Annotated in this window: 24 protein-coding genes and 1 pseudogene; 10 read left to right on the top strand and 15 right to left on the bottom strand. The window is 66.8% G+C overall.

Features of this window, described 5'->3' with window-relative positions; all coding sequences use genetic code 11:
• Positions 1-231 (top strand): hypothetical protein (locus Rhe02_RS46655; RefSeq protein WP_203915013.1); only part of this gene is annotated, 231 nt, incomplete at its 5' end.
• Positions 232-235: 4 nt separating this feature from the next.
• On the opposite strand, the gene Rhe02_RS46650 is transcribed toward Rhe02_RS46655, so the two are convergent.
• Entirely contained in the window at positions 236-622 is a 387-nt protein-coding gene (locus Rhe02_RS46650) for a twin-arginine translocase TatA/TatE family subunit (protein WP_203915012.1), read from the bottom strand.
• A gap of 39 nt (positions 623-661) precedes the next feature.
• The gene (locus Rhe02_RS46645) at positions 662-1,855 is read right to left on the bottom strand and encodes a S1C family serine protease (protein WP_239124513.1); all 1,194 of its coding nucleotides are present in this window, start codon (positions 1,853-1,855) and stop codon (positions 662-664) included.
• Positions 1,856-1,936: 81 nt separating this feature from the next.
• Here Rhe02_RS46645 and Rhe02_RS46640 point away from each other — a divergent pair, with 81 nt between their 5' ends.
• Entirely contained in the window at positions 1,937-2,536 is a 600-nt protein-coding gene (locus tag Rhe02_RS46640) for an O-methyltransferase (RefSeq protein ID WP_203915010.1), read from the top strand.
• Here the strand turns inward: Rhe02_RS46640 and Rhe02_RS46635 are convergent.
• The 4 genes from Rhe02_RS46635 to Rhe02_RS46620 form a co-directional block, all read right to left on the bottom strand.
• Entirely contained in the window at positions 2,530-3,240 is a 711-nt protein-coding gene (locus Rhe02_RS46635) for a hypothetical protein (protein ID WP_203915009.1), read from the bottom strand. The genes Rhe02_RS46640 and Rhe02_RS46635 overlap by 7 nt on opposite strands.
• Positions 3,241-3,285: 45 nt before the next feature.
• The gene (locus Rhe02_RS50365) at positions 3,286-4,335 is read right to left on the bottom strand and encodes a S1C family serine protease (RefSeq protein ID WP_239124512.1); all 1,050 of its coding nucleotides are present in this window, start codon (positions 4,333-4,335) and stop codon (positions 3,286-3,288) included.
• A gap of 148 nt (positions 4,336-4,483) precedes the next feature.
• Positions 4,484-5,938, bottom strand: coding sequence for a leucyl aminopeptidase family protein (locus tag Rhe02_RS46625; RefSeq protein ID WP_203915008.1), 1,455 nt, complete (start codon positions 5,936-5,938; stop codon positions 4,484-4,486).
• 84 nt (positions 5,939-6,022) lie between these two features.
• On the bottom strand, positions 6,023-6,190 hold the full coding sequence (locus tag Rhe02_RS46620) for a DUF3117 domain-containing protein (protein WP_203915007.1): 168 nt from the start codon (positions 6,188-6,190) through the stop codon (positions 6,023-6,025).
• A gap of 230 nt (positions 6,191-6,420) precedes the next feature.
• On the opposite strand from Rhe02_RS46620, the gene Rhe02_RS46615 reads away from it, so the two are divergent.
• Together Rhe02_RS46615 and Rhe02_RS46610 are read left to right on the top strand one after the other, a co-directional pair.
• Positions 6,421-7,215, top strand: a complete 795-nt coding sequence (locus Rhe02_RS46615) for a PaaX family transcriptional regulator (RefSeq protein WP_203915006.1) — start codon at positions 6,421-6,423, stop codon at positions 7,213-7,215.
• Positions 7,216-7,217: 2 nt separating this feature from the next.
• Positions 7,218-8,006, top strand: coding sequence for an enoyl-CoA hydratase-related protein (locus Rhe02_RS46610; RefSeq protein ID WP_203915005.1), 789 nt, complete (start codon positions 7,218-7,220; stop codon positions 8,004-8,006).
• 3 nt (positions 8,007-8,009) lie between these two features.
• Here the strand turns inward: Rhe02_RS46610 and Rhe02_RS46605 are convergent.
• Positions 8,010-8,198 (bottom strand): annotated as a pseudogene (locus Rhe02_RS46605) (hypothetical protein); the annotation flags it as partial.
• A gap of 5 nt (positions 8,199-8,203) precedes the next feature.
• The gene (locus Rhe02_RS46600; RefSeq protein WP_203915003.1) at positions 8,204-8,755 is read right to left on the bottom strand and encodes a DNA-3-methyladenine glycosylase I; all 552 of its coding nucleotides are present in this window, start codon (positions 8,753-8,755) and stop codon (positions 8,204-8,206) included.
• A 20-nt stretch (positions 8,756-8,775) separates the two neighbouring features.
• On the opposite strand from Rhe02_RS46600, the gene Rhe02_RS46595 reads away from it, so the two are divergent.
• A complete protein-coding gene (locus Rhe02_RS46595; protein ID WP_239124510.1) occupies positions 8,776-9,636 on the top strand; it encodes a sterol desaturase family protein in 861 nt (286 codons plus the stop codon).
• Here Rhe02_RS46595 and Rhe02_RS46590 read toward each other — a convergent pair.
• Genes Rhe02_RS46590 through Rhe02_RS46580 form a run of 3 tightly spaced genes read right to left on the bottom strand, consistent with a single transcriptional unit; the run spans position 9,592 to position 10,990 of the window.
• Positions 9,592-10,062, bottom strand: coding sequence for an SRPBCC family protein (locus Rhe02_RS46590; RefSeq protein ID WP_203915002.1), 471 nt, complete (start codon positions 10,060-10,062; stop codon positions 9,592-9,594). The genes Rhe02_RS46595 and Rhe02_RS46590 overlap by 45 nt on opposite strands.
• Entirely contained in the window at positions 10,059-10,598 is a 540-nt protein-coding gene (locus Rhe02_RS46585; protein WP_203915001.1) for a DivIVA domain-containing protein, read from the bottom strand. The genes Rhe02_RS46590 and Rhe02_RS46585 overlap by 4 nt, the downstream gene beginning before the upstream one ends.
• Positions 10,599-10,618: 20 nt before the next feature.
• The gene (locus Rhe02_RS46580) at positions 10,619-10,990 is read right to left on the bottom strand and encodes an NADH-quinone oxidoreductase subunit A (RefSeq protein WP_203915000.1); all 372 of its coding nucleotides are present in this window, start codon (positions 10,988-10,990) and stop codon (positions 10,619-10,621) included.
• A 51-nt stretch (positions 10,991-11,041) separates the two neighbouring features.
• Here Rhe02_RS46580 and Rhe02_RS46575 point away from each other — a divergent pair, with 51 nt between their 5' ends.
• From Rhe02_RS46575 to Rhe02_RS46565, 3 genes are all read left to right on the top strand, one after another.
• On the top strand, positions 11,042-12,544 hold the full coding sequence (locus tag Rhe02_RS46575) for a SigE family RNA polymerase sigma factor (protein ID WP_203914999.1): 1,503 nt from the start codon (positions 11,042-11,044) through the stop codon (positions 12,542-12,544).
• A gap of 134 nt (positions 12,545-12,678) precedes the next feature.
• Complete coding sequence (locus tag Rhe02_RS46570) at positions 12,679-14,529, top strand: 2-oxoacid:acceptor oxidoreductase subunit alpha (RefSeq protein WP_203914998.1); 1,851 nt, start codon at positions 12,679-12,681, stop codon at positions 14,527-14,529.
• The gene (locus Rhe02_RS46565; protein WP_203914997.1) at positions 14,522-15,544 is read left to right on the top strand and encodes a 2-oxoacid:ferredoxin oxidoreductase subunit beta; all 1,023 of its coding nucleotides are present in this window, start codon (positions 14,522-14,524) and stop codon (positions 15,542-15,544) included. The genes Rhe02_RS46570 and Rhe02_RS46565 overlap by 8 nt, the downstream gene beginning before the upstream one ends.
• A 122-nt stretch (positions 15,545-15,666) precedes the next feature.
• On the opposite strand, the gene Rhe02_RS46560 is transcribed toward Rhe02_RS46565, so the two are convergent.
• The 3 genes from Rhe02_RS46560 to Rhe02_RS46550 all read right to left on the bottom strand — a co-directional run bounded on the left by Rhe02_RS46560 (position 15,667) and on the right by Rhe02_RS46550 (position 17,949).
• Positions 15,667-15,888, bottom strand: a complete 222-nt coding sequence (locus Rhe02_RS46560) for an FmdB family zinc ribbon protein (protein WP_203914996.1) — start codon at positions 15,886-15,888, stop codon at positions 15,667-15,669.
• Between the two features lie 9 nt (positions 15,889-15,897).
• Positions 15,898-16,923, bottom strand: a complete 1,026-nt coding sequence (locus tag Rhe02_RS46555; RefSeq protein ID WP_203914995.1) for a GNAT family N-acetyltransferase — start codon at positions 16,921-16,923, stop codon at positions 15,898-15,900.
• Positions 16,924-17,097: 174 nt separating this feature from the next.
• Entirely contained in the window at positions 17,098-17,949 is an 852-nt protein-coding gene (locus Rhe02_RS46550; protein WP_203914994.1) for a lysozyme family protein, read from the bottom strand.
• Positions 17,950-18,217: 268 nt separating this feature from the next.
• On the opposite strand from Rhe02_RS46550, the gene Rhe02_RS46545 reads away from it, so the two are divergent.
• Entirely contained in the window at positions 18,218-20,902 is a 2,685-nt protein-coding gene (locus Rhe02_RS46545) for a winged helix-turn-helix domain-containing protein (RefSeq protein ID WP_373320801.1), read from the top strand.
• A 72-nt stretch (positions 20,903-20,974) separates the two neighbouring features.
• Here Rhe02_RS46545 and Rhe02_RS46540 read toward each other — a convergent pair whose 3' ends face one another.
• The gene (locus Rhe02_RS46540) at positions 20,975-21,496 is read right to left on the bottom strand and encodes a phospholipase (protein ID WP_203914993.1); all 522 of its coding nucleotides are present in this window, start codon (positions 21,494-21,496) and stop codon (positions 20,975-20,977) included.
• Between the two features lie 194 nt (positions 21,497-21,690).
• Here Rhe02_RS46540 and Rhe02_RS46535 point away from each other — a divergent pair, with 194 nt between their 5' ends.
• Positions 21,691-22,065, top strand: coding sequence for an FKBP-type peptidyl-prolyl cis-trans isomerase (locus Rhe02_RS46535; RefSeq protein WP_203914992.1), 375 nt, complete (start codon positions 21,691-21,693; stop codon positions 22,063-22,065).
• Positions 22,066-22,138: the final 73 nt, after the last annotated feature.

Here is a 22,138-nt window from a genome sequence, read left to right as displayed (position 1 = left end):
CGCCACGAAAGCAATGCCCACAAGCCGGAAGGCGGCCGGCCGACCCCGAGGGCCGGAAGGCGGCCCGCCTACCCCAAGGGCCGGAAGGCGGGCTGGCCGACCCTGAGGAAGGCGGCAGAGGAAGCGGCGCTGAGGAGACTGGCGCTAGGAAGCGGCGCTGAGGAGACTGGCTCTACGGAAGCGTTGCTGAGGAGACTGGCGCTGGGAAGCGGCGGTGAGGCAGATGCCTGAGAACTCAGGTGGCGTCGTCGTAGCTGGAGCGGGTGAGGGCGCTCGGCTGCTGGGGGGGTGCCACGGGGTCGTTGAGGTCGATGGAGTCGCGAACCTGCTTGGCGTCGGCCCGGACATCCTCGTAGAGGCTCTGGATCGGCCTGCGCAGGGCGGCCTCGTCGTCTTCGCTGAGCAGATGTTTGCGCACGAAGGTTTTGGGGTTGAGATCTTCCAGGCTGATGTCTGTGCCGAGCTCACGGCTGAGGTCGCCGGTGGCGTTGGTCGCCATGGCGCGCAGGTTGCGCAGCATGCGCAGGCCATCGCCGATGACCTTGGGGAGCTTCTCCCCGAAGATCAGCAGTGCGATGAGCAGGAGCCCCACAAACTCCCAGCCGTTCAAATTCTCGAACACGCGATAAGCGTAGAGCGGGTAAGGGCCACCCACCAGCCCTCAGTCCGCGTCGGCGACCAGGGTCACGTCGACATCGTGGCTGGTAGAGCCGCGTTTGTAGGTCACCGAGACCACCTCACCCGGTGCAGTTTTCCGCACAAGTGCGATGAGATCATTTGGCTCGCTGAGCGGGCGATGGTTGAAGCTGATCACCAGGTCGCCCTGGCGGAGGCCGGCTGCGGCGGCGGGGCCGGACGAGATGACATCGCGCAGGCGCACGCCGCTGATCGAGCCGCGGCTTACCTCCTCGAGCTCGGCGCCGATGACGGTGCGCTTGGCGCGGCCGGTGGCGATGATCTCGGACGCGACGCGCTGGGCGTGGTTGATAGGGATGGCGAAGGCGAGACCGATGTTGCCCGCGCTGTGCTCGTCGTCGGCCATGGACTTGATGACCGCGTTGATACCGATCACCTGACCGGCGACGTCGACCAGAGGCCCGCCGGAGTTGCCGTGGTTCACCGCCGCGTCGGTCTGGATCGCGGCGTAGTAACGGGTTTCGCCGCGCACGCTGCCGGTGGCGATCGGCCGGTCGACAGCGCTGACGATGCCGGCGGTGACCGTGCCGGGCAGCGCCAGCGGCGAGCCGATCGCGACCACCTGGTCGCCCGCCACGACGGTGTCGGAGTTGCCCAGACGCGCCACGGTCAACCCGGGATGCTGCAGAATCTTGAGGACCGCCACGTCGGATTCGGGGTCGGTGCCGACGAGTTCGGCCTGCGCGGTGTCACCGTCTTCGAAGATGACCGTCGCCTTGCCGGATCCGCCCGAGACCACATGATCGTTGGTGATGACGTGGCCTTCCGGGCTGACGATGAAACCCGATCCGAGGGCGGTGCCGCCGTCGACCGTGATCCGGATCGTCACCACACTCGGCAGCACCATCTGGACCACTGCGGCAAGCGAATCGGGCGCGGGCGCGGAGGCGTGCAAGCCGGACCCGATCGGGGACTGTTCCTGTTGCGCAGCCCCACCGAACCTCACCCCGAGCGCGCCGCCGAGCATGCCGGCGACAAGAGCGGACACCACACCGACCAACACGGCCGGGAGCCACGAGCGGCCCCGGTCGGGTCCCGGTGGCGGTTCGGGCATCGGCGCGGGCGCGACACGCGGGGGTGTCAATACCGCGGACGTGGTCGGATCGCGCCAAGGATCGTTAAGCGCATCGGACCACCAGTGCGCGGAGGTTTCCCTCACGACTTGCCTCCCGTCGGTTTCCCGCTTCAGAATGGCACGCCCACGTGAGGAAATATCACTAATCGGGGAAGGTGGCCCACTGTGACCCTTCATCGCCAGGCTGGTCCCGGTGCGGACTTTGTCGCGTCTTACGCCGAAGAGGACCTCGTCCTGCAAACAGCCCGTGGCCTGGCCGGAGAGGTTGGGCTGACGCCGGTGACGGCCGGCTGCGGGGCCGTGCTCGGGTTGCTGGCGCAAATGGGGTCGGCACGCACCGTAGTCGAAATCGGCACCGGCACGGGGGTGAGCGGAATCTGGCTCCTGCGTGGCATGCGGGCCGACGGGGTCCTCACCACCATCGATGTCGAGGCGGAGTACCAGCGGATGGCTCGCCGGCTCTTTCTGGAAGCGGGCTTCGCTTCGTCACGTACCCGGGTCATCGCCGGACGCGCGCTCGAGGTGCTGCCACGACTGTCCGATGCGGCCTACGATCTGGTCTTTGTGGACGGTGACCCGGTCGAATACGAGTCCTATGCCGAAGGTGCGGCCCGCCTTCTGCGCAGCGGCGGCCTTCTCGTCATGCACGGGGTGCTGACGCGAACGGCGGCCGCTGCTTGCGCGACCGCCGTTCGGGATTCGGAGCTGTGGTCCCCGGCGGTTATCCCGATCGGAGACGGCTTGCTCGCGGCTGTCCGTCAGTAGTACTTCGACGCCTCGTCGCAGGCGGTCTGCAGCGCCAGCTGGTTGGCTTTGTTCTGCGTCAGGAAATAGTCGTCCATCGCCCGGAAGCAGGCGGCGAGCGCCTCCTTCTCCTTGGTGACATCGGCGGTCTTGCTCTTGGCGCCCTCGACCTCCTGGGTCAGCTTCGCCACCTCAGACTTGGTCTGAGACCACTTGCCTTCCAGGTCCTTCACCTTGGCCTGCTCGGTGGTGATGGTCGCCGCCTGCTCGGTCACCTTCTTGTCGGCCGCCGTGCGCTCGCTCTTCTCGACAAAGTAGAGCGTCGTCATGCCCGCCGCCCCAAGCGTCAGCAGGCCGGTCAGGATCGAAAGAACGATGATCCCGGCGCGCCCCTTCTTCTTGGGGGCTTCCATCGGGTACCCGGGAATGCCATATGGGACAGCGGAAACCGGCCCATAGCCGGGGACAGCGCTTACCGGGGCGTATCCGGGCGCATACCCGGGCGCGCTGACCGGCGCCACCTGCTGCGGCATCGCCGCGACCGGCACATAGGCCTGAGTGACCGGCTCCGCGGCTACGGCAACTGGCTCCTGGGCCGGGGCGGAGGACGGTGCGGGTGCCGGAGTGAACCCGGGCGGGGTCGCCGGTGCCGAAATCGACAGCGTCTCGTGCGGCACGTCAACGGCGGTAGCAGGCTCCGACGATTCCCCGTGAGGGTGGGACATTTGTTGCTCCTTGCGAAGAGGGGTTGGGTGTTGCCACGCGGCGGATCAGCCGCAGATTGGGAATGCTTGACAGGCCAGGCCGATCGGGATGGCAAGGCCGATGCCCTCGGCGTTCTTGAGTTTGGCGGTGGCGATGCCCACTACCTGACCCTGCGCATTGATGACGGGCCCACCGGAGTTGCCCGGGTTGATCGGCGCATCAAATTGGACGTAGGTCTCGTCCGTGCCCTCGAGCTTTCGGATGGCGCTGACGACACCGGTGGTGACCGAGCTGTCCAGGCCGAGGGGCGCGCCCACGACCACGATCGGCTCACCCGGCTGCACAGCTTCGGCCGCCACGGCCAGGCCGGTGAATTTGGCGGTCGTCTCCAGCTGGGCCAGATCCTTGTCCTTGTCCACCTTGACGATCGTCGCGTCGAACCGCAGATCCTTGTGCTCGATGCCGACCTTCTTCTCGCCCTTGTTCCACACGCTTTCCACGACATGGAAGTTGGTGAATAGGTAGGCGCCCCCACCGGAGGTGGGTTTGCCCACCACCCAGGCTGTCCCGGAGAACTGCCCGGCCTTGACCCGGAAGACACTGGGCAGCGCGGCGGCCGCGATCTGCTCGGGGTGGAAGGATTCCTTCTCCATCCCGGCGATCCGGCTGGCCATCGCCTCGGCGGCCGCCTTCGCCGAATCGCGGTCGGCCTGCGCCTGCGCCTGCGTTTTGGCCAACCGATCGGAAAGATCGACTATCTGCAGCTCCTGCCAGGCCACCACCGCGGCCAGCGCAATCAGGACGATCGTCACCGTGATGGCGGGCCAAAGACGCCGGCGGGCCGGGCGATAGGCGGGCTGCGGGGGTTGTGGAGGGAACGGCACCGAGGGCTGATAGCCCAGCACCACCTGCTGATAGGCCGCCCCGGCGGCGATTTCGGCCTGGGTGGGCAGACCCGGAACGCCGTGCTGCGGCGCATAAGGCACCGTCAGCGCTCCCGGCAGTCCGCCACCACCCTGGGTGGGGATCTGCGGCTGAGCCGGCGGGAGGGGGTCTCCGGCCTGCTGCGGAATGTACGGTCCAGGCTGGACCGGCTGCTGATGCGGCTCTGACATGAGCCTCGCGACCTCCTCGGTGCGGGCCGTTCACCGCCGTGGTGACGCCCGCGAGACATTAGTCGCCGAGGGACGGGTTGTCAGCCCACTTGCCGAAGGGTCAGCAGACTATGAACGTCCAGATTGGACTCATGGAGAAATAGATGAGCTACCCTGCCCGCGTCGTCAGCCAGCGCACCAGAGTGCGCACGCCCCAGCCGGTAGCGCCCTTGGCCAGCTCACTGTCCACTTCGCCAGACCACGAAGGCGCGGACATATCGATGTGCGCCCACTTATTTCGCAGTGGACCAGCGAACTCTCGCAAATAGAGCGCGGCAGTGATGGCGCCCGGGTTACCCGCGGCGTTGTTGAGGTCGGCGATCTCGGCGGCGACGTCCTTGACGTATTCGTCGGCGAGCGGCATCTGCCAGACCTGCTCACCGGCCGCGACCGCGGCCGTGGTCAGCGACTCCAGCAGCTCCGGGCTGTCGGTGAACAGCGCGGCAGTCTTCTTGCCGAGGGCGACCCGCGAGGCGCCGGTCAGCGTGGCCAGATCGAGCAGCAGGTCAGGTTCGAGATGCGCGACCGCGTAAGCCATCGCATCGGCCATCACCACGCGGCCCTCCGCGTCGGTGCTGTGCACTTCCGAGGTGAGCCCGCCGTAGTGGCGTACCACGTCACCTGAGCGCCAGGCGCCGCCGGAGAGCATGTTTTCGGCCAGCGGGGTAAGGGTGGTGATGCGTATCGGCAGATTCAGCTCTGCGGCGGCCAGGGTGGCGGCGACCGCGGTGGCCGCGCCGCCCATGTCTTTGCGCATCAGCTGCATGGCGTCGTTGGGCTTGATGTCCACGCCGCCGGTGTCGAAGGTGATGCCCTTGCCGACGAGGACCACGTGCTCGGTGGCGCCGGGCGGGTTCCAGCTGAGCTGCACCAGCAACGGCGGATGCGCCGAGCCCCCGCCGACGGCGAGGATCCCGCCGAAGCCCTCCTCGGCCAGCTGTGCCTGGTCGCGCACGCTGTAGCTGACGCCCTCGGTGACCTGCTGCTTGATTTGTTCGGCCAGCCAGGAGGGCGTTTTGATCTGCGATGGGGTGTTGGTCAGGTCGCGGGCGAAGTTCACCCTCGCTGCGATCACCCGGGTGCGGTCAAGCACGCCGGTAAGCGCAGCGGTCGGCTCGGCCGCAACCGTGACCGTCGCGAGCAGGCGCACCTGGTCGGGCTTGGGATCGCGCAGCCGATACGTGTATTCGCCGAGCCAGAGGCCTTCGGCGAAGCCCCGCAGCTCGTGCTCGGCGAGCTGCGGCGACACGATGACGGCGACCTCCGCCTCCCGCGCCGCGCTGCGGGCGATGGCCGCACCCGCGGCACGCCAGCTGTTTTCGTCGCCGGAGCCAACTCCGACAACCAGGATCTTTGTGGGCACGCGGAGGGGCCGCGGCAAGATCTCCACCTTGCCCGGCTTGCCCGCGTGGGCCGTTTGGGTGATGAATTGCGAGACCTCGGCGGAGATCTCCTCCGGCAAAGCTCCGACCGGCGCAGCCCCTTGGTCGGCCGCCTGTACCGGTATAACCAGCACATCGGCCGGGTCAGCGCCCCGAGGAGCACCCAGTCGAATCGAAATCATCTATCCGCCTTGTTCACGCGAGTGGTCTGAAGCGACCTTACTTTGCCCAGAGCGCGCTAGGCGTTCTGGGCAAAGTGACGCGGTTCAGCCAACCGCGCTTTTAAGCGCCTCACCGAGGGCGGTCGCCTCGTCCGGAGTCATCTCCACGACGAGCCGCCCACCGCCTTCGAGCGGGACTCGCATAACGATGCCCCGACCCTCTTTGGTGACCTCCAGCGGACCGTCGCCCGTCCGCGGCTTCATCGCCGCCATGTATGTCTCCCCTCAGACTCGCACCCCAGGCAGTACGAGAATTCGCACTGTTGTCGTGCAAAGCTCTTTACCGGCCTATCAAGAACAACCACCCCGGTGCGGATGGGTGGGCCGCAACGGATGTGCCAACCAATGATTTTCCCTGATGGACTCCCCGAAGCCCAAACCGGGCTGGTCACGTTGTGACATCTTCTCGCCACCGCAGTTCACATCTGTCACAATCACCCCTCATGCAGGCCCGTTCTGCCCTCTTCGACCTCTATGGCGATCATCTGCGCCGGCGCGGTGGCCAGGCGCCCATTGCCGCGCTCATCCGGCTGCTGGCTCCGCTCGGCGTCGCCCCGCCCGCGGTGCGCACCGCGGTCTCGCGAATGGTGCGCCAGAGCTGGCTTAGCCCGGTACGGATGGCGGGCGGCGCGGGCTACCGGCTGACCGGGCGGGCGGCGCTGCGCCTGGAGGAGGCGGGCGCTCGTATCTACCGCACCGAGAAGCTCTCCTGGGACGGGCGCTTTGACCTCGTCCTAGTGACGAATCCCACGACCAGATCAGAACGCGAGCGATTGGCTGCCAACCTCACTTTTCTCGGGTACGGAAGACTCGACGGCTGTGTATGGATAGCAGCGCGCCCGGCCGGGGAGGTGGATTCCATGCTCAATGACGCCGGTGTCCGCTTCGAGCGGCTGTCGGCAACCCACACCGCGGGGGCGGCTGGGGCCCGCGTGATGGTGGGACGCGCCTGGGACCTGCAGGCGATCGGCGCCGAGTACACCGCCTTCATCGACCGGATGACCCCGCTGATGCGATCGGTGGACAAGCAGGCCGATGATGAGACGTCCTTCGCTGCCCGCAGCCGTCTGGTCCACGAGTGGCGCGCATTCCTGTTCTCCGATCCCCAGCTGCCCTCCTCGCTGCTGCCCGACCCGTGGCCGGGCCACGCCGCGGCCGCCTTTTTCGATCGCCACGCCGACCGGCTGCGGCCCGCCGCCGATCGTTTTGTTGATGACTGCCTCGCCGACAAGGAGTAGACGTGTCTGATTCTCTGTTGCTCGACATCGATGCCGGGGTGGCCACGCTCACCCTCAACCGGCCCGATTCGCTCAACTCCCTCGACCGTGGGCTCAAGGAGGCGCTCGCCCAGGCGCTCGCCTCGGTGAGCGCCGATGACAGCGTCCGGGCGGTGGTCTTCGCCGGGGCTGGCCGAGCCTTCTGTGTCGGGCAGGACCTCAAGGAGCACGTCGGCTCGCTGGAAAGCGATGGCCCGCCGCTGGACACCGTGGTGCGCCACTACAACCCGATCGCCCTCGCTATCGCCGAGATGCCCAAGCCGGTGGTGGCCGCGGTGCGCGGGGCCGCCGCGGGGGCAGGCGCGTCGCTCGCTCTGCTCGCCGACTTCCGCATCGGCGGCCCGGCGACCTCGTTCCTGATGGCCTTCGCCCGGGTCGGGCTGGCCGGCGACACGGGTGTCTCGTGGACGTTGCCGCGTCTCGTGGGCCACGCCAAGGCGGCCGAGCTTCTGCTGCTCGCCCGGCCGGTGGCCGCCGATGACGCGCTGCGCCTGGGCATGCTCACCGAGCTGACCGGAAGCGATGACGAGGTGCTGCCGCGGGCGCAGGAGTTCGCCAAGGAACTCGCCGCCGGTCCCACCGTCGCCTTTGGACAGATCAAGCGGGAGCTGGTGCACGGCGCCCGCAGCACGCTTTCGGAAGCGCTCGCGATCGAGGCTGAGGCGCAGCGGGTCTGCGGCGATACCGAAGACCACCGTGCTTCCACGATGGCCTTCGTCAACAAGCAAAAAGCCGTCTTCACCGGTCGCTGAGGGTCAGTCCTCTTCCGGGTCTTGGGGGGCGGGTTCGTCGGCCACGTAGGCCTGCATGGCGAGCTCGTCCTCCGCCGGGGAGACGAAAGCGGGCAGCTCTGCCGGCCCCAATTCGGTGACATAGCGCCAAAACTCGGCCACCGCCTCGGCTGGCGAGCCGGCCTCGATCGGGAGCGCGACGCTCACCATCCAGCGCCTCATTTGATGTAGCACCCCTTGATGTGGTCGTCGACCATCCCGGTCGCCTGCATCAGCGCGTAGGCGGTGGTTGGCCCGACGAAACGGAAACCCCGCTTCTTCAGTGCCTTCGCCATGGCCACGGATTCCGTTGTGGTGGCCGGGATTTCGGTACGGCGGGCGCGCTTGGGCGGGGCGAACGACCACAGCAGCTCGGTGAGCGGCTGGTCGAGATCGAGCGCGACCCGGGCGTTGGCGATGGTGGCTTCGATCTTGGCGAGGTTGCGCACGATGCCCGCGTCGGCCATGAGCCGGTCGACGTCCTTGCCTGAGAACGCGGCCACCTTGGCGATGGAGAAGCCCTTGAAGGCTTTGCGGAAGGCGGGCCGCTTGCGCAGGATCGTGATCCAGGACAGCCCGGACTGGAAGGCCTCCAGGCTGATCTTTTCGAACAGGGGATCGTCGCCGCGGACCGGACGGCCCCATTCCTGATCATGGTAGGCGACATATTCCGGCCCCGCCGCCCAAGAACACCTGGCCAGACCATCCTCGCCTATTGCCACCGTGGCCATACGTGAATAACCTCCGCGTTGTGGATTTCCCAGACGTCGTGCTCTACTCCGTACCCTTGTTCATTCTCCTCATGGTGGCCGAACGGGTTTCCTACCTGCTCCACCGGGATGACAACGAGCTGGGCTACGGGCTGAAGGACACGGCGACCAGCATCGGCATGGGCTTGGGCAGCCTGGGCTGGGACATCCTGTGGGGTTTGGGCACAGCCACCGCCACCCTGGCCGTCTACCACCTGACCCCGTTGCGCATCGAGTTCAGCTGGTGGCTGCTGCCGGTTTTCCTCATCGCCCAGGACCTCTGCTACTACTGGTCGCACCGGGGCCACCACATGATCCGGATCCTGTGGGCCTCCCACGTCGTGCACCACTCGTCGCAGATGTTCAACCTCTCCACCGCCCTGCGCCAGACCTGGACCGGTTTCACCAGCTGGCTTTTCTACCTGCCGATGGTCGCGCTCGGGGTCAACCCGGTGGTGGTCGGCTTCTGCGGCGGCATCAATCTGCTCTACCAGTTCTGGATCCACACCGAGCGCATCGACAAGATGTGGCGCTGGTACGAGTTCGTCTTCAACACCCCGTCACACCACCGTGTCCACCACGGGGCCCAGGGCGGCTACCTCGACCGCAACTTCGGCGGCATCTTCATCGTGTGGGACCGGCTCTTCCGCTCCTTTGCCCCGGAAACAGAGCGGGTCATCTACGGGCTGACGAAGAACATCGAGACCTACAACCCGCTGCGGGTCGCCTATCACGAGTACGCGGCGATCTTCCGCGATCTGCGGCGCGCGCGCACCTGGCGAGCCCGCTTCAACCACCTGGCCAAAGGGCCGGGCTGGTCACGGGAGCAGGCCCTGCTCAACAATGCGAGCGAACCGCTTTAACGCCTTGGTGAGGGCGAGCTTCGAGCCGGGCCAGAGCAGGGGCCAGGCCAGCTTGCCGGCCACCCCGGCCGGGAGATGGAACCACTCGTGCCAGACCACCTGCGTGCGGCCTGAACCCATTGGGGTGCAACGCATCACGCCTGGGCCGCGCAGCATCTTTCCAAAGTGGACAACCCTGACCTCGTAGGGCCGATCGAGCTTCACCACGCGCATCTCGTCGCGCAGCGAGGCACCCCTCACGGAGGTCACCGCCTCGATGACGCTGCCTTCCCCGCCATCGCCGGAGACGACTCTCACCGTGGTGAAGGGAATCCAATCGGTCTGCCGCTCCCAGCTGGTGAACGCGTCGAAGACCCGTTCGGCGGGGGCGTTGACGATGACGGTCGCGGTGACTTCGCCTGTGCCAGGGGTGGCCGGATCGGTCACGCCACGCCCGACTTCGGCTGAGCCCCTTCGGCCGCCACGTCGGTCTCGAGATCGTCGGTGGGCTCGTCGGGCTCGTCGGCCTCCTCCGAAGCCGCCACCGGCGTCTCGGCCGGCTCGAAGACGGTGATGACCGCGTCCTCGGGCTGGTCGTCGTCGGCTGGGCCACCGCGCCGCGCCGGGTCGAGCGAGGCCGCTCTGGCGTCCGCGAGCGTGTCCGCGTCTTCGAGCCTTCCTTCGCGCAGCGCGATGATCTCGGCCTCAAGGACCTGGATCAGCTCGCTCTTGTAGCCGATGTCGTAGGCGAGCCGGCGCAAAGTCTGGTCGACCTGATCCATGCGATAGCCGCGCCAGATGAGGTCGAACCGCGTCTTGCTGACGTCACCTTCCATCAGCGGGCGGTCACCGGGCAGCAGCCGGGCCCGGCTGTCCGCATCGACCGGGCGCAGCCCCGGGTCACCGCCGCCGATCAGGGTCATCACCCCGAAGACCACCCCGCCAATGGTCAGCGCGACGACAAGGATCAGTGGGATGTTCATTCGCGCACTCTAGCCTTCCCCTATTGCCAGGTCAGGGCCCGTTTGCGCCAGGCGTACAGCAAGCCCAGCGCCAGCACCCCTACGAAGATCGCCATTTCCGCGATGACCGCGAGGCCCGCCTGAAGATAGACCACCGCCCACGGGAAGAGGAACACCGCCTCGACCGCGAACAGCACATAAAGGTAGGCGTATAGATAATAACGAATCTGCATCTGGGCCCAGCCACCTGGGACAGGATCGAGCCCGCACTCATAAGTATCCCGCTTACCCGCGGCCGCGTTGGGACGTCTCGGCCGCAAAAGGCTGTTCGCGAAGAAACCGCCGCCCACGATCAGCACTCCGACCAGGGCCAGCAGGCCCAACGGCGCATAGGAGCCGAGATACCCATCCACAATCGACCACACTAGTGCAACCCGACCCCCACGCCGAGAGTGTGATGCTGCATGACCACGGCGACTCCACTGCTCCACGACGACTTCGAACACTTCTACCTGGCTCATTTCCGTGACACGGCCGCGCTCGTGTACAGCTACACCGCCGACTTGGCCGAGGCGCAGGACATCACCCAGGAGACGTTCTGCCGTGCTTGGCTGCGCTGGGGGCGGCTCGCCCAATACGACAATCCGGTCGCCTGGGTGCGCAGGGTCGCTTTCCACCTGGCGCATTCCCGGTGGCGCCGGGTCAAGACGGCCAGCGCCCATCTGGTCCGGCAGCGGGTGGAGACCGTGCCCGAAATCAACCCGGATCACGTGGCGGTGGTGGCCGCGTTGCGCAAACTTCCCAAGGCCCAGCGGGAGGCGCTGGTCCTGCACCATCTGGCCGACCTTCCGATCGATGAGATCGCCGAGCAGATGCAGGCCCCGGTCGGGACGGTCAAATCGTGGCTGCATCGCGGCCGGGCGGCGCTGAGTGAGGAGCTAAGAATCGAAGTCGATCTGCCATCCCCGCCCCCGGTGGGTGAGGTGGCGCAGATGTCCAAGCGCCGGCGCGTTCGCACGGCGGTCACCGCGGCCGTGCTGGTGCTGTTGCTCGCGGGTGTGCTCACCGCCGTTCACCTGATCAAAATGAGCCAGAGCCTGCCTCCGGTGACCCCAACCCCCACCCCGAGCCCGACCGGCCACGTCGACGGATCTGATCCGATGCGCGGCGTGGATTGGGTCCACGCGAGCTTCGCCCCTCCCGTGCCCGCAGGCTCAATGTGCCCGGCCGAGACCATCACTTTCGCGCCCGAACAGCAGGGGCTGGCCGAGTGGACCCGGCCCTTCGTTGGCAATGAACTGGAGATCGTCCAGTTCTCGCCACAGCACTTGGGGCTCGGTGACCTCAACGGCGACGGGAAGGCGGAAGCGGCATTCCGCCTGATTTGCGGCCGTGGTTCGCAGCAGCCCATCACGTCCTACCTTGTGGTCATCGAACGCCACCCGGATGGAACGCTGCGCCAGATTGCCCAGGGAGACGGCACAGACGTGGTCAACGTTTGGATTCGCGATGGCATCGTCTACGCCGACCGCCGCAACCGGGAGATCGTCACGCTGGATCGCTACCGGCTCAACGGAAATGATCTGAAGCTTGTGGGCAGCTCTGCCGGGTTTCCGCCAAAGAATCTGGATCTTTCACCCGTTGCCGGCCAAGTTCCCTGCGCCACCCTGCTGGTTCCTCAGCAATACGGGCACTATGTCGAGCTTGGCCGCGTCGGTGAGCCCTACCTTCTGCTCAGCTACGGCTGCCCGTCAACGACGCCCACAGATGTCAGGCCTACCGATATCAGAATGGTGCTCTTCGACCAAGTCGGCGAGGGCTGGCGGGCCCTGCAGGCGATAACGGTGCCGAGACGACCGAACTTAGACCTGCTGGTGAACGTGACTGAAGATGGACGAATATGGTTCGGGCCAACTGACAAGGGGACCGGCTACGTGTGGAATGGCCAGGCGTTCATCCCTTACTAGAGGGTGTATCAACGGGGGTGGACGCGACGACGTGTGCGCCCCACACTGGGGTCCGGCGGTGGGCATTCCCTACCTTCGACGTAGGCTTGCCCATGAACACTCTGACAGCACCCCGGTAGGAGGTCGGAACCACGATGACCGCCCCCAAGCATGTCGAACAGCTGGATCGTGTCGTCATCCGATTCGCGGGCGACTCCGGCGACGGCATGCAACTCACCGGCGACCGGTTTACCTCGGAAACCGCTCAGCTCGGTAACGACATATCCACGCTCCCCAATTTCCCGGCCGAAATTCGCGCACCTGCAGGCACGCTGCCCGGCGTCTCCAGCTTCCAGGTCGCGTTCGCCGATTACGACATTTTGACCCCGGGTGACGCGCCTAACGTTTTGGTAGCGATGAACCCAGCGGCGCTCAAAGCCAACCTTTCCGAAGTTCGCAAAGGTGCGACGATCATCGTGAACACCGATGAGTTCACGAAGCGGAACCTGCAGAAGGTCGGCTACGACAGCAACCCGCTCGAAGACGATTCCCTCGCGGGTTACGACGTGCACCCGGTCGGGCTGACCAGCATGACGCTGCGCGCCCTGGCCGACCATCCGATCAGCAAGAAGGACGCCGAGCGGTCGAAGAACATGTTCGCGCTCGGGCTGCTTTCCTGGCTCTACTCTCGCCCCTACGAGTCGACGATGAGCTTCCTCGAGCGCAAGTTCGCCTCCCGGCCGGAGCTGGTGGCTGCCAACAAGGCCGCCTTCTCGGCAGGGTGGAGCTTCGGCGAGACAACGGAGGGTTTCGCCGTCCGCTACGAGGTAAAGCCGGCTCGGATGGAGGCGGGCAACTACCGCAACATCACCGGCAACACCGCTCTAGCCCTCGGGCTCGTGGCCGCGGGCGTGCGCTCGGAGCTGACCATCTTCCTGGGCGCCTACCCGATCACGCCGGCCAGCGACATCCTGCACGAGCTGAGCAAGCACAAGAAGCTCGGCGTCATCACCGTGCAGGCCGAGGACGAGATCGCGGCCATCGGCGCGGCGATCGGCGCCTCCTACGGGGGCGCGCTTGGCATCACCACCACCAGCGGGCCGGGCGTTGCCCTGAAGGGCGAAAGCATCTCGCTCGCGGTCGCACTGGAGCTGCCATTGGTGATCATTGATGTGCAGCGGGCCGGTCCGTCGACCGGAATGCCGACCAAGACCGAGCAGGCCGACCTCAACATGGCCCTGTTCGGAAGGCACGGTGAGGCACCGGTGGCGGTCATCGCCCCGCAATCCCCGGCCGACTGCTTCTACGCCGCGCTCGAGGCCTGCCGCATCGCGATTACCTATCGCACGCCGGTGATTTTGCTTTCCGACGGATATGTGGCCAACGGGTCCGAGCCGTGGCTGCTTCCCGAAGTCAGCGATCTGCCCGACCTGCGCACCACGTTCGCCCAGGCGCCCAATGGCGAGGACGGCAAGTTCTATCCGTACCTGCGCGACCCGCAGACGCTCGCGAGGCCTTGGGCCCCACCGGGTGTAGCCGGGCTGGAGCACCGCATCGGCGGCCTGGAGAAGGCCGACAAGACCGGTGACATCTCCTACGACCCGGCCAACCATGACTTCATGGTGCGCACCAGGGCGGCGCGCATCGAAGCCATCGAAGTCCCCGACATCGAGGTCGAGGATCCGTCCGGCACGGCCAATGTGCTCGTGCTGGGCTGGGGTTCGACCTACGGCCCGATCGGCGCCGCGTCGCGTGCGCTTCGCCAGCGCGGGCTCAACGTGGCCCAGGCCCACCTGCGTCACCTGAACCCGTTGCCGCGCAACCTCGGCCAGGTTCTGGGCAGGTACGACAAGGTCGTGATCCCGGAGATGAACCTGGGCCAGCTGGCCCACGTGATCCGGGCCCGCTATCTGATCGATGTGGTGGCCTACAACCAGGTCAGCGGCATGCCGTTCGTGTCGGGTCAATTGGAGTCAATGCTCGAGGAAGTGATCAAGAATGCCTAGCGCTCCGCTCCAGCTGACTGCGAAGGACTTCAAGTCCGACCAGGAGGTGCGCTGGTGTCCCGGCTGTGGTGACTACGCCATCCTGGCCGCGATGCAGGGCTTCCTGCCCGAGCTTGGGATCCCTCGCGAGCGCATCGTTTTCGTCTCCGGCATCGGGTGCTCGTCGCGGTTCCCTTACTACCTCGACACCTACGGGATGCACTCGATCCACGGCAGGGCCCCGGCGATCGCGACCGGCCTGTCGGTGACGAGGCCCGACCTTCAGGTGTGGGTGGTGACCGGCGATGGCGACGCGCTTTCCATCGGCGGCAATCACCTGATCCATGCCTTGCGGCGCAACGTGAACCTGAAGATCCTGCTGTTCAACAACAAGATCTACGGTCTGACCAAGGGTCAGTACTCGCCCACCTCCGAGGTCGGCAAGGTCACCAAGTCGACCCCGGCCGGTTCGGCCGACTACCCGTTCAACCCGATCTCGCTCGCGCTCGGGGCGGAGGCCTCGTTCGTGGCCCGCACCATCGACTCCGATCGCAAGCACCTCACCTCGGTGCTGCGCGCGGCTGCCGAGCATCAGGGTTCAGCGTTCGTGGAGATCTACCAAAACTGCAACATCTTCAACGATGGCGCTTTTGAGGTACTGAAGGACTCCGAAACCCGTGACAACTACCTGATCCGGTTGGAGCAGGGGCAGCCGCTGCGGTTCGGCTCGGAGGGTCAGTTCGCGGTGACCCACCCGGCCAACAGCTTCGGCTTGACCGTGGAGGACTCGGCCTCGGCCGAGCCTCTGGTTCACGATGCCACACAAGAGGATCCGGCATACGCCTTTGCCCTCTCCCGGCTTGCGGGCCCCGATCTGCGCTACACGCCGGTGGGCGTGTTCCGCTCGGTGTCCCGCCCGTCCTACGACAAGCTGGTCCGCGATCAGCTGGAGAAGGCAAAAGCAAAGGCGAGCGACAACCCAGCGCAGGATTTGGCTTCCCTGCTCAACTCCGGCGACACCTGGACCATCCTGTAACAGTCCCACCTGCGATGATCACTGCCATTGGCGGTGATCATCGCTTTTAAAGCTGCAGGCGCACGGGCGTGGCGTTGCCGCCGGGAGATACGGCGAAGGACCACGACGTAGCGGCGCAAAAATTAGCCGCAGCAACCGCCGCCGCAGCAAGCCCCTCCGCCGCCACCGCTGGCGGGCTGGTTGACGCTGACCGCCGCGCCGCCGGCGAGGCCGATGGTGTTGAGCAGCTTCACGGTGTCGTCGTGGCCCTGCGGGCAGGCGGCGGGATCGCCGGACTCGCTCATGGGGCGGTTGACCAGAAACGTGTCACCGCAGGCGCGGCATCGGAACTCGTACCGTGGCATCGGATCACCCTAATCGACTTTGAGGACCGCGGCGAGCTCGCCGAGCTCTGCCTCGTATTCAAGCCATTGCCGGTCGGGTACGAAACCCAGCTCCTGGTTCACCCGAATGAGTGGCTCGTTGACCGCCGCATTCCACGTCTGCACCTCGGCCAGACCCGGCTCCGCGGAACGCAGCTCGAAAAGCATGCGCGCCTTAATGGCCCGGCCGACACCGTAGCCGCGGTGACGCGGGACCACCACGGTGTCATATTGATCGGCGCGTGTCGGGTGCTGCTGGGGAACCACCACTTCGGTGAGCCCGGCGACCTCGCCCGTGCTCTCTCTTACGGCGACTACGACGTAGAGTTTGAGCCCACGCGCCGCAAGGGTGTCGATGCTCGCCCGCAGCCGCTGCGGCTCGTAAGAGCTGGGGCGAAGCTCAAGGTCCCCGAGGTCATAAGCTTCCCTCACCTCCGCCTTGGCCGCCGCGTAGGCCACGAAAAGCTCTTCGGGAGGGCCTCCCGCATGGAAGGAGATCTGGTAGCCAGCGCCCACCCCGGCGGCGAACTCGCCCAGGCCGAACCAGTCGACCGTGCTGAGCGAGAGAACGCTGCGGATTTCGGTGAAGGCACGGACGAAGCCGAAGCGCTCATAGAACTCCACCGCGGTGGTGTCTCCGGGGACCTCGACTCCGAGCGCGGAGAAGCCTTCGGCTTTTGCCCTGCGCACCACCTCGGTCAGCAGCGCGCGGCCCACACCGAGACGGCGGGCCTTAGGATGCACGATGACTTCCACCACGCCGATGTCGCCCAGCATCAAGATGTTGGCCTCGCCGATCGGCGGCACGCCACGGGCGGCGTCGCCCGGGTTCTCCTCGACCAGCCACATGGCTTTGCGCTCGCCCGGCATGGTGACGGCGAGATATTCGCGCATGGTGTCATCGCGCCACAGCGGGTCGTTGGGCAGGTCGATGGCCATAGCCTCGTTGAGCAGAGCGACTATGGCAGCGATCTCCGCGGCCGGGGCGGTAAGGGGATCCCACTCACGCACCCTCATTGCTCACCTCGACCACCGGCACGGTGGAGCGGCGTGAAGCGCGTAGCCCGGGATACCGTCACCCGTCCAGCTTGCACAGTTGAGAGCCGAAACGGAAGGGTCGATCCTGTCACCGTATACAAGCCGTTACGCTGAGTGGCGATTCAAAGTCATTGGGGTCGCACTCGGTAGTATTTAGGAGCGACTTCTCACTCCGTAGGATTGCGCCTCTTCGAAAATCTTGTCGATGCGCGGCGCGAGCCCGTGGTACGCGGACACGGCCGCCTTCCAGTTCGCCACCACCGACAGGTCCTTGCCACCGGAGCAGAGGAAATAGGCCGCCGCGAGCGCCGCGTCATCGATGTCCTGCGGATCGGCCAGCTCGTCGCCATCGCCGTCGACCCCGGCGAGCCGCCACATGGCGGGAATGAACTGCATCGGCCCGATCGTGTGATCCCAGTTCTGATCGCTGTCCAGCGCGCCGCCGTCGGTGTCGGCCACCTTCACTGTGCCGCCCGTTCCGTTCAGCGCGGGCCCGATGAAGGCCGGACGTTCGCGGCCGAACGTGTCCAAAGCGGAACCGTTTTGCTTGCCGTGCTCGGAGGTGACCTTGCCGATCGCGGCAAGCGTCGTCCACTGCAGCTTGCAGGTGCCCCGGGTCTGTTGGAGCACCCATTCGGCGTACCCGTAAGCCTCCAGAGCGACCTGCGGAATGCCAAGCGGCCCAGCCAAGGGTGCGGCCCAGGAGGTGAAGGCCGACGCGGGCCGGACCGGCCCCGTCGGGCTCGCCGAGGGCGCCGGGGTGGCCGAAGCCGACGGGCCGGCGGTGGGCGCCTCGGTGGGGGTCGGCTCGGCGCTGGCCGACGGCTCTGGATTGGTGATGACTGCGGGCGCGGTCGCCTTGCTCGGGGCCGGGCCGGCGATCTGAGGCACCATCGTGGCCCCGGCCGCCGCCGACGCCACCGCGAGCGCGACGATCAGGCCACCGGTCACGGCCAAGCGACGCCAACCCGCCATGTCGTCGTCAGCGGGCGTAGTTTCCGGCACGGGTGGCGCCGGCTCCGTAAAATTGGCAGTCTCCACGGCCTCTTGTGGGCCTGTCTCCCCATCCTGCACGCCCAGGAGCGTATGTCGCATTTGACTAGCCAGCAAACCCCAAGCGACGAGCCACTTCGGCTCAACTGCTGGCTAAAAGTGCGATATCTGGACCTTGGGCCTCATCGTTACGTCAGCTGGATCAACCCGTTCCTACGATGTTCCTTCTGTTGGGAGTTGGCACGATGAACGCGACTTCCAGGGGGCGGAGGTTTGGCAAGTGCCAGAATTGACACACCTGCCACGGGGGATGGTGACATTTCTGTTCACCGACATCGAGGGGTCTACCCGATTGGCCCAGGTGCTCGGTGATGGTTATCTGCCGGTGCTCAGCGAGCATCGGCGGCTTTTGCGTGCCGCGTTGACTTCTCACGGTGGCGTGGAGCTGTTCACCGAGGGCGATTCATACTTCTTCGCGTTCGCTGACGCCAGTGCCGCGGTCGACGCTTCCGCGCGCGCTCAGCGGGATCTGGCCAACCACCAATGGCCCGATCCGAACACGCGCCCGTTGGTGCGGATAGGCCTGCACACCGGACGCGCCGAGCCGCACGGCCACGAGTACGCCAGCCCGGAGGTGCATCGGGCGGCCCGGGTCGCGGCCGCGGCTCACGGCGGCCAGATCCTGCTCTCGGCGGCCACCGCCGCGGAGGTGCGCTCGGCCGACGTCATCGACCTTGGCCTGCACAAGCTGCGCGGCTTCGATGGACGTGAGCGTCTCTTCCAGCTCGTCGGGCCCGAATTGGAGCGCCAGTTCCCAAGACCGCGCACCGAAGGCGACTCGCCGCACAACCTGCCCTGCCCGGTGACCTCGTTCGTCGGGCGCGTCAGCGAGCGCGCCGAGGTCGAGAAAGTCCTCGCCACCAACCGTCTGGTGACGGTGGTCGGCATCGGCGGTTCCGGCAAGAGCCGCCTCGCGGCGGTGATCGCGGCCGATCAGGTCGACCACCCCAGCTATCCCGACGGCGTGTGGCACCTCGACCTGGTCTCGGTTTCCGACCCCGGGCTGGTGGCCTTTGCGCTGAGTACGGTGCTAGGCCTGCGCCCCGAGCCGGGACGCCCCATCGTCCAGACGCTCGTCGACCACCTCGCCGAGCGGCGCATGCTGATCCTGCTCGACACCTGCGAGGTGCAGCTCGGGCCCACCCTGTCCATGGTCGCGACGATCCTCGCCGGCGCCCCCGGGGTGAGGGTCCTGGCCACCAGCCGAGAGCCACTGGGGCTGCCCGGCGAGCTGGTCTGGCGTATCCCACCCCTGGCGCTGTCCCAGTCCGTCAGCGGCGCTCTCAGCGACGCGGTGGCCCTGCTCACCGAGCGGATGGCCGCGGCCCGCGGCGGGCAGCAGATCAACCCCGCCGACCTGCCGCACCTGACCCGGATAGCCGCCCGCCTCGACGGCCTGCCGCTGGCGCTGGAGCTGGCCGCCGCCAGGCTGCGGGTGCTGTCCGCCCGCGAGCTGGACAGCCGGCTGCACGCCGAGCTCAACTCCGGTGATCCGCTGCAGGCCCTCGACGCGGGCAGCTCGTCGCACGCCGGCGACGGCCCGCGCCACGCCACCATGCAGGCCGTGGTGACCTCGTCCTATCGCACCCTGCCCGCGGACGCGGCCCGGCTGCTGCGCTGGCTCTCCGTCTTCGCGGGGCCGGTCGATCTGTCCACAGTGGAGTGTCTGGTCGGGGCGGACCCGTTGCATCCCCTCACCGTGCTTGTGGACAAGTCACTGGTACAGGTGGAGCGGGCGGGCGGCAACGACAGCGGCATCGTCTACCGGATGCTGCACCCGATCCGCGGCTTCGCGGCGCGAGGCCTCGCCGAAGCGGGCGAGGAGAGCGCCGCCCGCAACCGGCACGTCGCGTGGGCGATCCGGGAGCTTGACCGCACCAGGCAAGGCCCCGACGGCAAACCGGTCACGCTGTCGCTCTACTCGCTCGATCCGCTCGCGCCGGAGCTGCGGGCCGCCCTGCGCTGGTGCGGCACAGGTGGCAGCGCGCGGTCCGGCCTGCGCATCGCGGCCGGGCTCGACCAGTGGTGGCGGGAAAGGGGCCTGGCCCGCGAGGGCCGGTTGTGGCTCTACCGGCTTTACGCTCGGCTGGCCGAGACGGGCGAAGTGGTACCGGACGCAGAATTGGCGAATTCGTTTCAGGTGCACGCGCTTCAGGCCGCTGCCGACGGGGAGTACCCAGAGGAGTTGCGCTTCACCCGGCGGGCCGAGACATCGGCGCGCCGCACCGGTGACCCGGGCCTACTGGTGAGGGTCCTCGCCGGCCGCTCCGGAGCGCTGCGCGACGCGGGCAAGACCGACGAGGCCGAGCGCAGCTGCCGCGAGGTCATCGGGTGGGCCGCCGCCAACAATGTCCCCGCCGATGCGCTTTTCGCCGTCTTCAACCTGGCCGAGCTGCTGTGGCTGCGCGGCGAGCTGGACGAGGCGGCCGACATCCTGGCCGCGGCCCGGCCCTATGAGCAGATGCGCCCGGTGGAGCGCGGCCGCCGCACGGTCGATCTGCTGCTGGGCCTGATCGCCCTCAAGCGGGGCGATCTAGTTGCGGCACATGAACATTTGACGGTGGCGCTGCGGTCCCGGGTCTCCTACGGCTTCCACGGCCGCACCTGTGTCGCCATCAAGGCCATCGCGGCCCGCTGCGTCCATGGCGGTGACACGGCTACCGCGGCCACCCTCTTCGGCGCGGCCGAGTCGCTCACCGCGAAGCTGCAGTGCGGTCCGGGAGTCTTCGGCTCGTACTGGAAGGCCCAGCAGGAGACGGCAAGGCGGCAGCTCGGCGATACGGCGTTCGATGAGGCCTATGCGCGCGGCGCGGCGATGGGCATTCGGGAGGCGGCAGCGCTGGCGCTCGGGGTGGAACATCCCGACCTCGCCAGCGACTCGATCCGCTTCGCGGAGGTCGCCTGAAAAGGAAGAGAGAAGACTTCTCCGGCCTTCCCGGAGACGGAGCGGGAAGGCCGGAGAGGGTCTCCAGGAGAACTACGACACAAAGCCGTTCTTTGGCATAAGATCCTGCGCCCTCTTCAGGTCATCGGCTGTGACGACGACACTGCCGAAGATGCTCACCGCCTGGTAGTAGGTCCAGGCCAGGCTGTAGCACGCGGGCCGAACAGCCCAGTTGTAGCGGGAGCATCTGCGTTTGAGGTCTTCGTAGAAAGCGGAGTCCAAACGCGACTTGTTCGCGGAGAACTGCCCCATCTCCTTGAAATTTCGGTAGCCGAAGTCGTGCCGGTAGCACGACAACGCAAAGTCGAACCCGAGCGGATTGTCCGGGCTGCTGGAGCAGTAGTCGGTGCTCCAGTTGAGCGTGTAAGCGGCCCAGGCGGGCTGATTTTGCCGCGCCCCGTTCCAAGCGTCATAGCTCGCGCTGTTGGTCTGCGTGAAGCTCGACAGCACCGCGAGCTTTTCTTCAGCGGTTACGGCCGCCGCCGGGGAAGCCAAGGCGATCACGGCCGCCGCGGCGATCAAAGGGGTGAGAAGCCACTTGGGGGAACCGAGCATCGGGTCACCTGCCGTCCAAAGTGGTCTGAATATCGGTGGACCCGAATGTAGCGGTTACGGCGGTGTTACGGAAGTATGTAGCGCGTGGAACAGGGATGGAGTGAGCAGCCGCTACTCACGATCACCGGGATCATCCTTGGCATCGCGCTGCTGATTGCCGCGATCCGGGCCATGTTCGGTGGTAAGAAGTAGCGATGACATTGCAAAAGCCGATCATCGAATACCCGACCAAACCCGCTCCGGCCGAGCTTGAAATAGAGGACATCGTTGTAGGCGAAGGCGACGAAGCCACCGCAGGCAACCAGGTTGTCGTTCACTACGTGGGAGTGGCCCACTCCACCGGTGAAGAATTCGACGCCTCGTGGAACAGAGGAACCCCATTCACGTTCCCGCTCGGTGCGGGCCGGGTCATCGCCGGCTGGGACCAGGGCGTGCAGGGGATGAAGGTAGGCGGCCGCCGCCAGCTCACCATTCCGGCCAAACTGGGCTACGGCGCCCGCGGCGCCGGAGCAGCAATCAAACCCGGCGAGACTCTGATCTTCGTAGTAGACCTGCTAGAGGTGCGCTAATCCCGCAGCGCCGCGCCGGTGTCCTCCCTCGCGTTGCTTCGCTCGCGCCATGGTGCAGCGCCGCGCCGCTGTC

The sequence above is a fragment of the Rhizocola hellebori genome (assembly GCF_016862955.1).
In the GTDB taxonomy this organism is placed as follows: domain Bacteria; phylum Actinomycetota; class Actinomycetes; order Mycobacteriales; family Micromonosporaceae; genus Rhizocola; species Rhizocola hellebori.
Note: the sequence above shows the minus strand (reverse complement) of the source record. Positions and strands in the feature narration are given on the sequence as shown.

Coding starts and splice junctions, on each gene's coding strand:
- Rhe02_RS46635 (WP_203915009.1), bottom strand. CDS start 3,240: ATGTCCCACCCTCACGGGGAATCGTCGGAGCCTGCTACCGCCGTTGAC.
- Rhe02_RS50365 (WP_239124512.1), bottom strand. CDS start 4,335: ATGTCAGAGCCGCATCAGCAGCCGGTCCAGCCTGGACCGTACATTCCG.
- Rhe02_RS46625 (WP_203915008.1), bottom strand. CDS start 5,938: ATGATTTCGATTCGACTGGGTGCTCCTCGGGGCGCTGACCCGGCCGAT.
- Rhe02_RS46620 (WP_203915007.1), bottom strand. CDS start 6,190: ATGGCGGCGATGAAGCCGCGGACGGGCGACGGTCCGCTGGAGGTCACC.
- Rhe02_RS46615 (WP_203915006.1), top strand. CDS start 6,421: ATGCAGGCCCGTTCTGCCCTCTTCGACCTCTATGGCGATCATCTGCGC.
- Rhe02_RS46600 (WP_203915003.1), bottom strand. CDS start 8,755: ATGGCCACGGTGGCAATAGGCGAGGATGGTCTGGCCAGGTGTTCTTGG.
- Rhe02_RS46585 (WP_203915001.1), bottom strand. CDS start 10,598: ATGAACATCCCACTGATCCTTGTCGTCGCGCTGACCATTGGCGGGGTG.
- Rhe02_RS46575 (WP_203914999.1), top strand. CDS start 11,042: ATGACCACGGCGACTCCACTGCTCCACGACGACTTCGAACACTTCTAC.
- Rhe02_RS46570 (WP_203914998.1), top strand. CDS start 12,679: ATGACCGCCCCCAAGCATGTCGAACAGCTGGATCGTGTCGTCATCCGA.
- Rhe02_RS46565 (WP_203914997.1), top strand. CDS start 14,522: ATGCCTAGCGCTCCGCTCCAGCTGACTGCGAAGGACTTCAAGTCCGAC.
- Rhe02_RS46560 (WP_203914996.1), bottom strand. CDS start 15,888: ATGCCACGGTACGAGTTCCGATGCCGCGCCTGCGGTGACACGTTTCTG.
- Rhe02_RS46555 (WP_203914995.1), bottom strand. CDS start 16,923: ATGAGGGTGCGTGAGTGGGATCCCCTTACCGCCCCGGCCGCGGAGATC.
- Rhe02_RS46540 (WP_203914993.1), bottom strand. CDS start 21,496: ATGCTCGGTTCCCCCAAGTGGCTTCTCACCCCTTTGATCGCCGCGGCG.
- Rhe02_RS46535 (WP_203914992.1), top strand. CDS start 21,691: ATGACATTGCAAAAGCCGATCATCGAATACCCGACCAAACCCGCTCCG.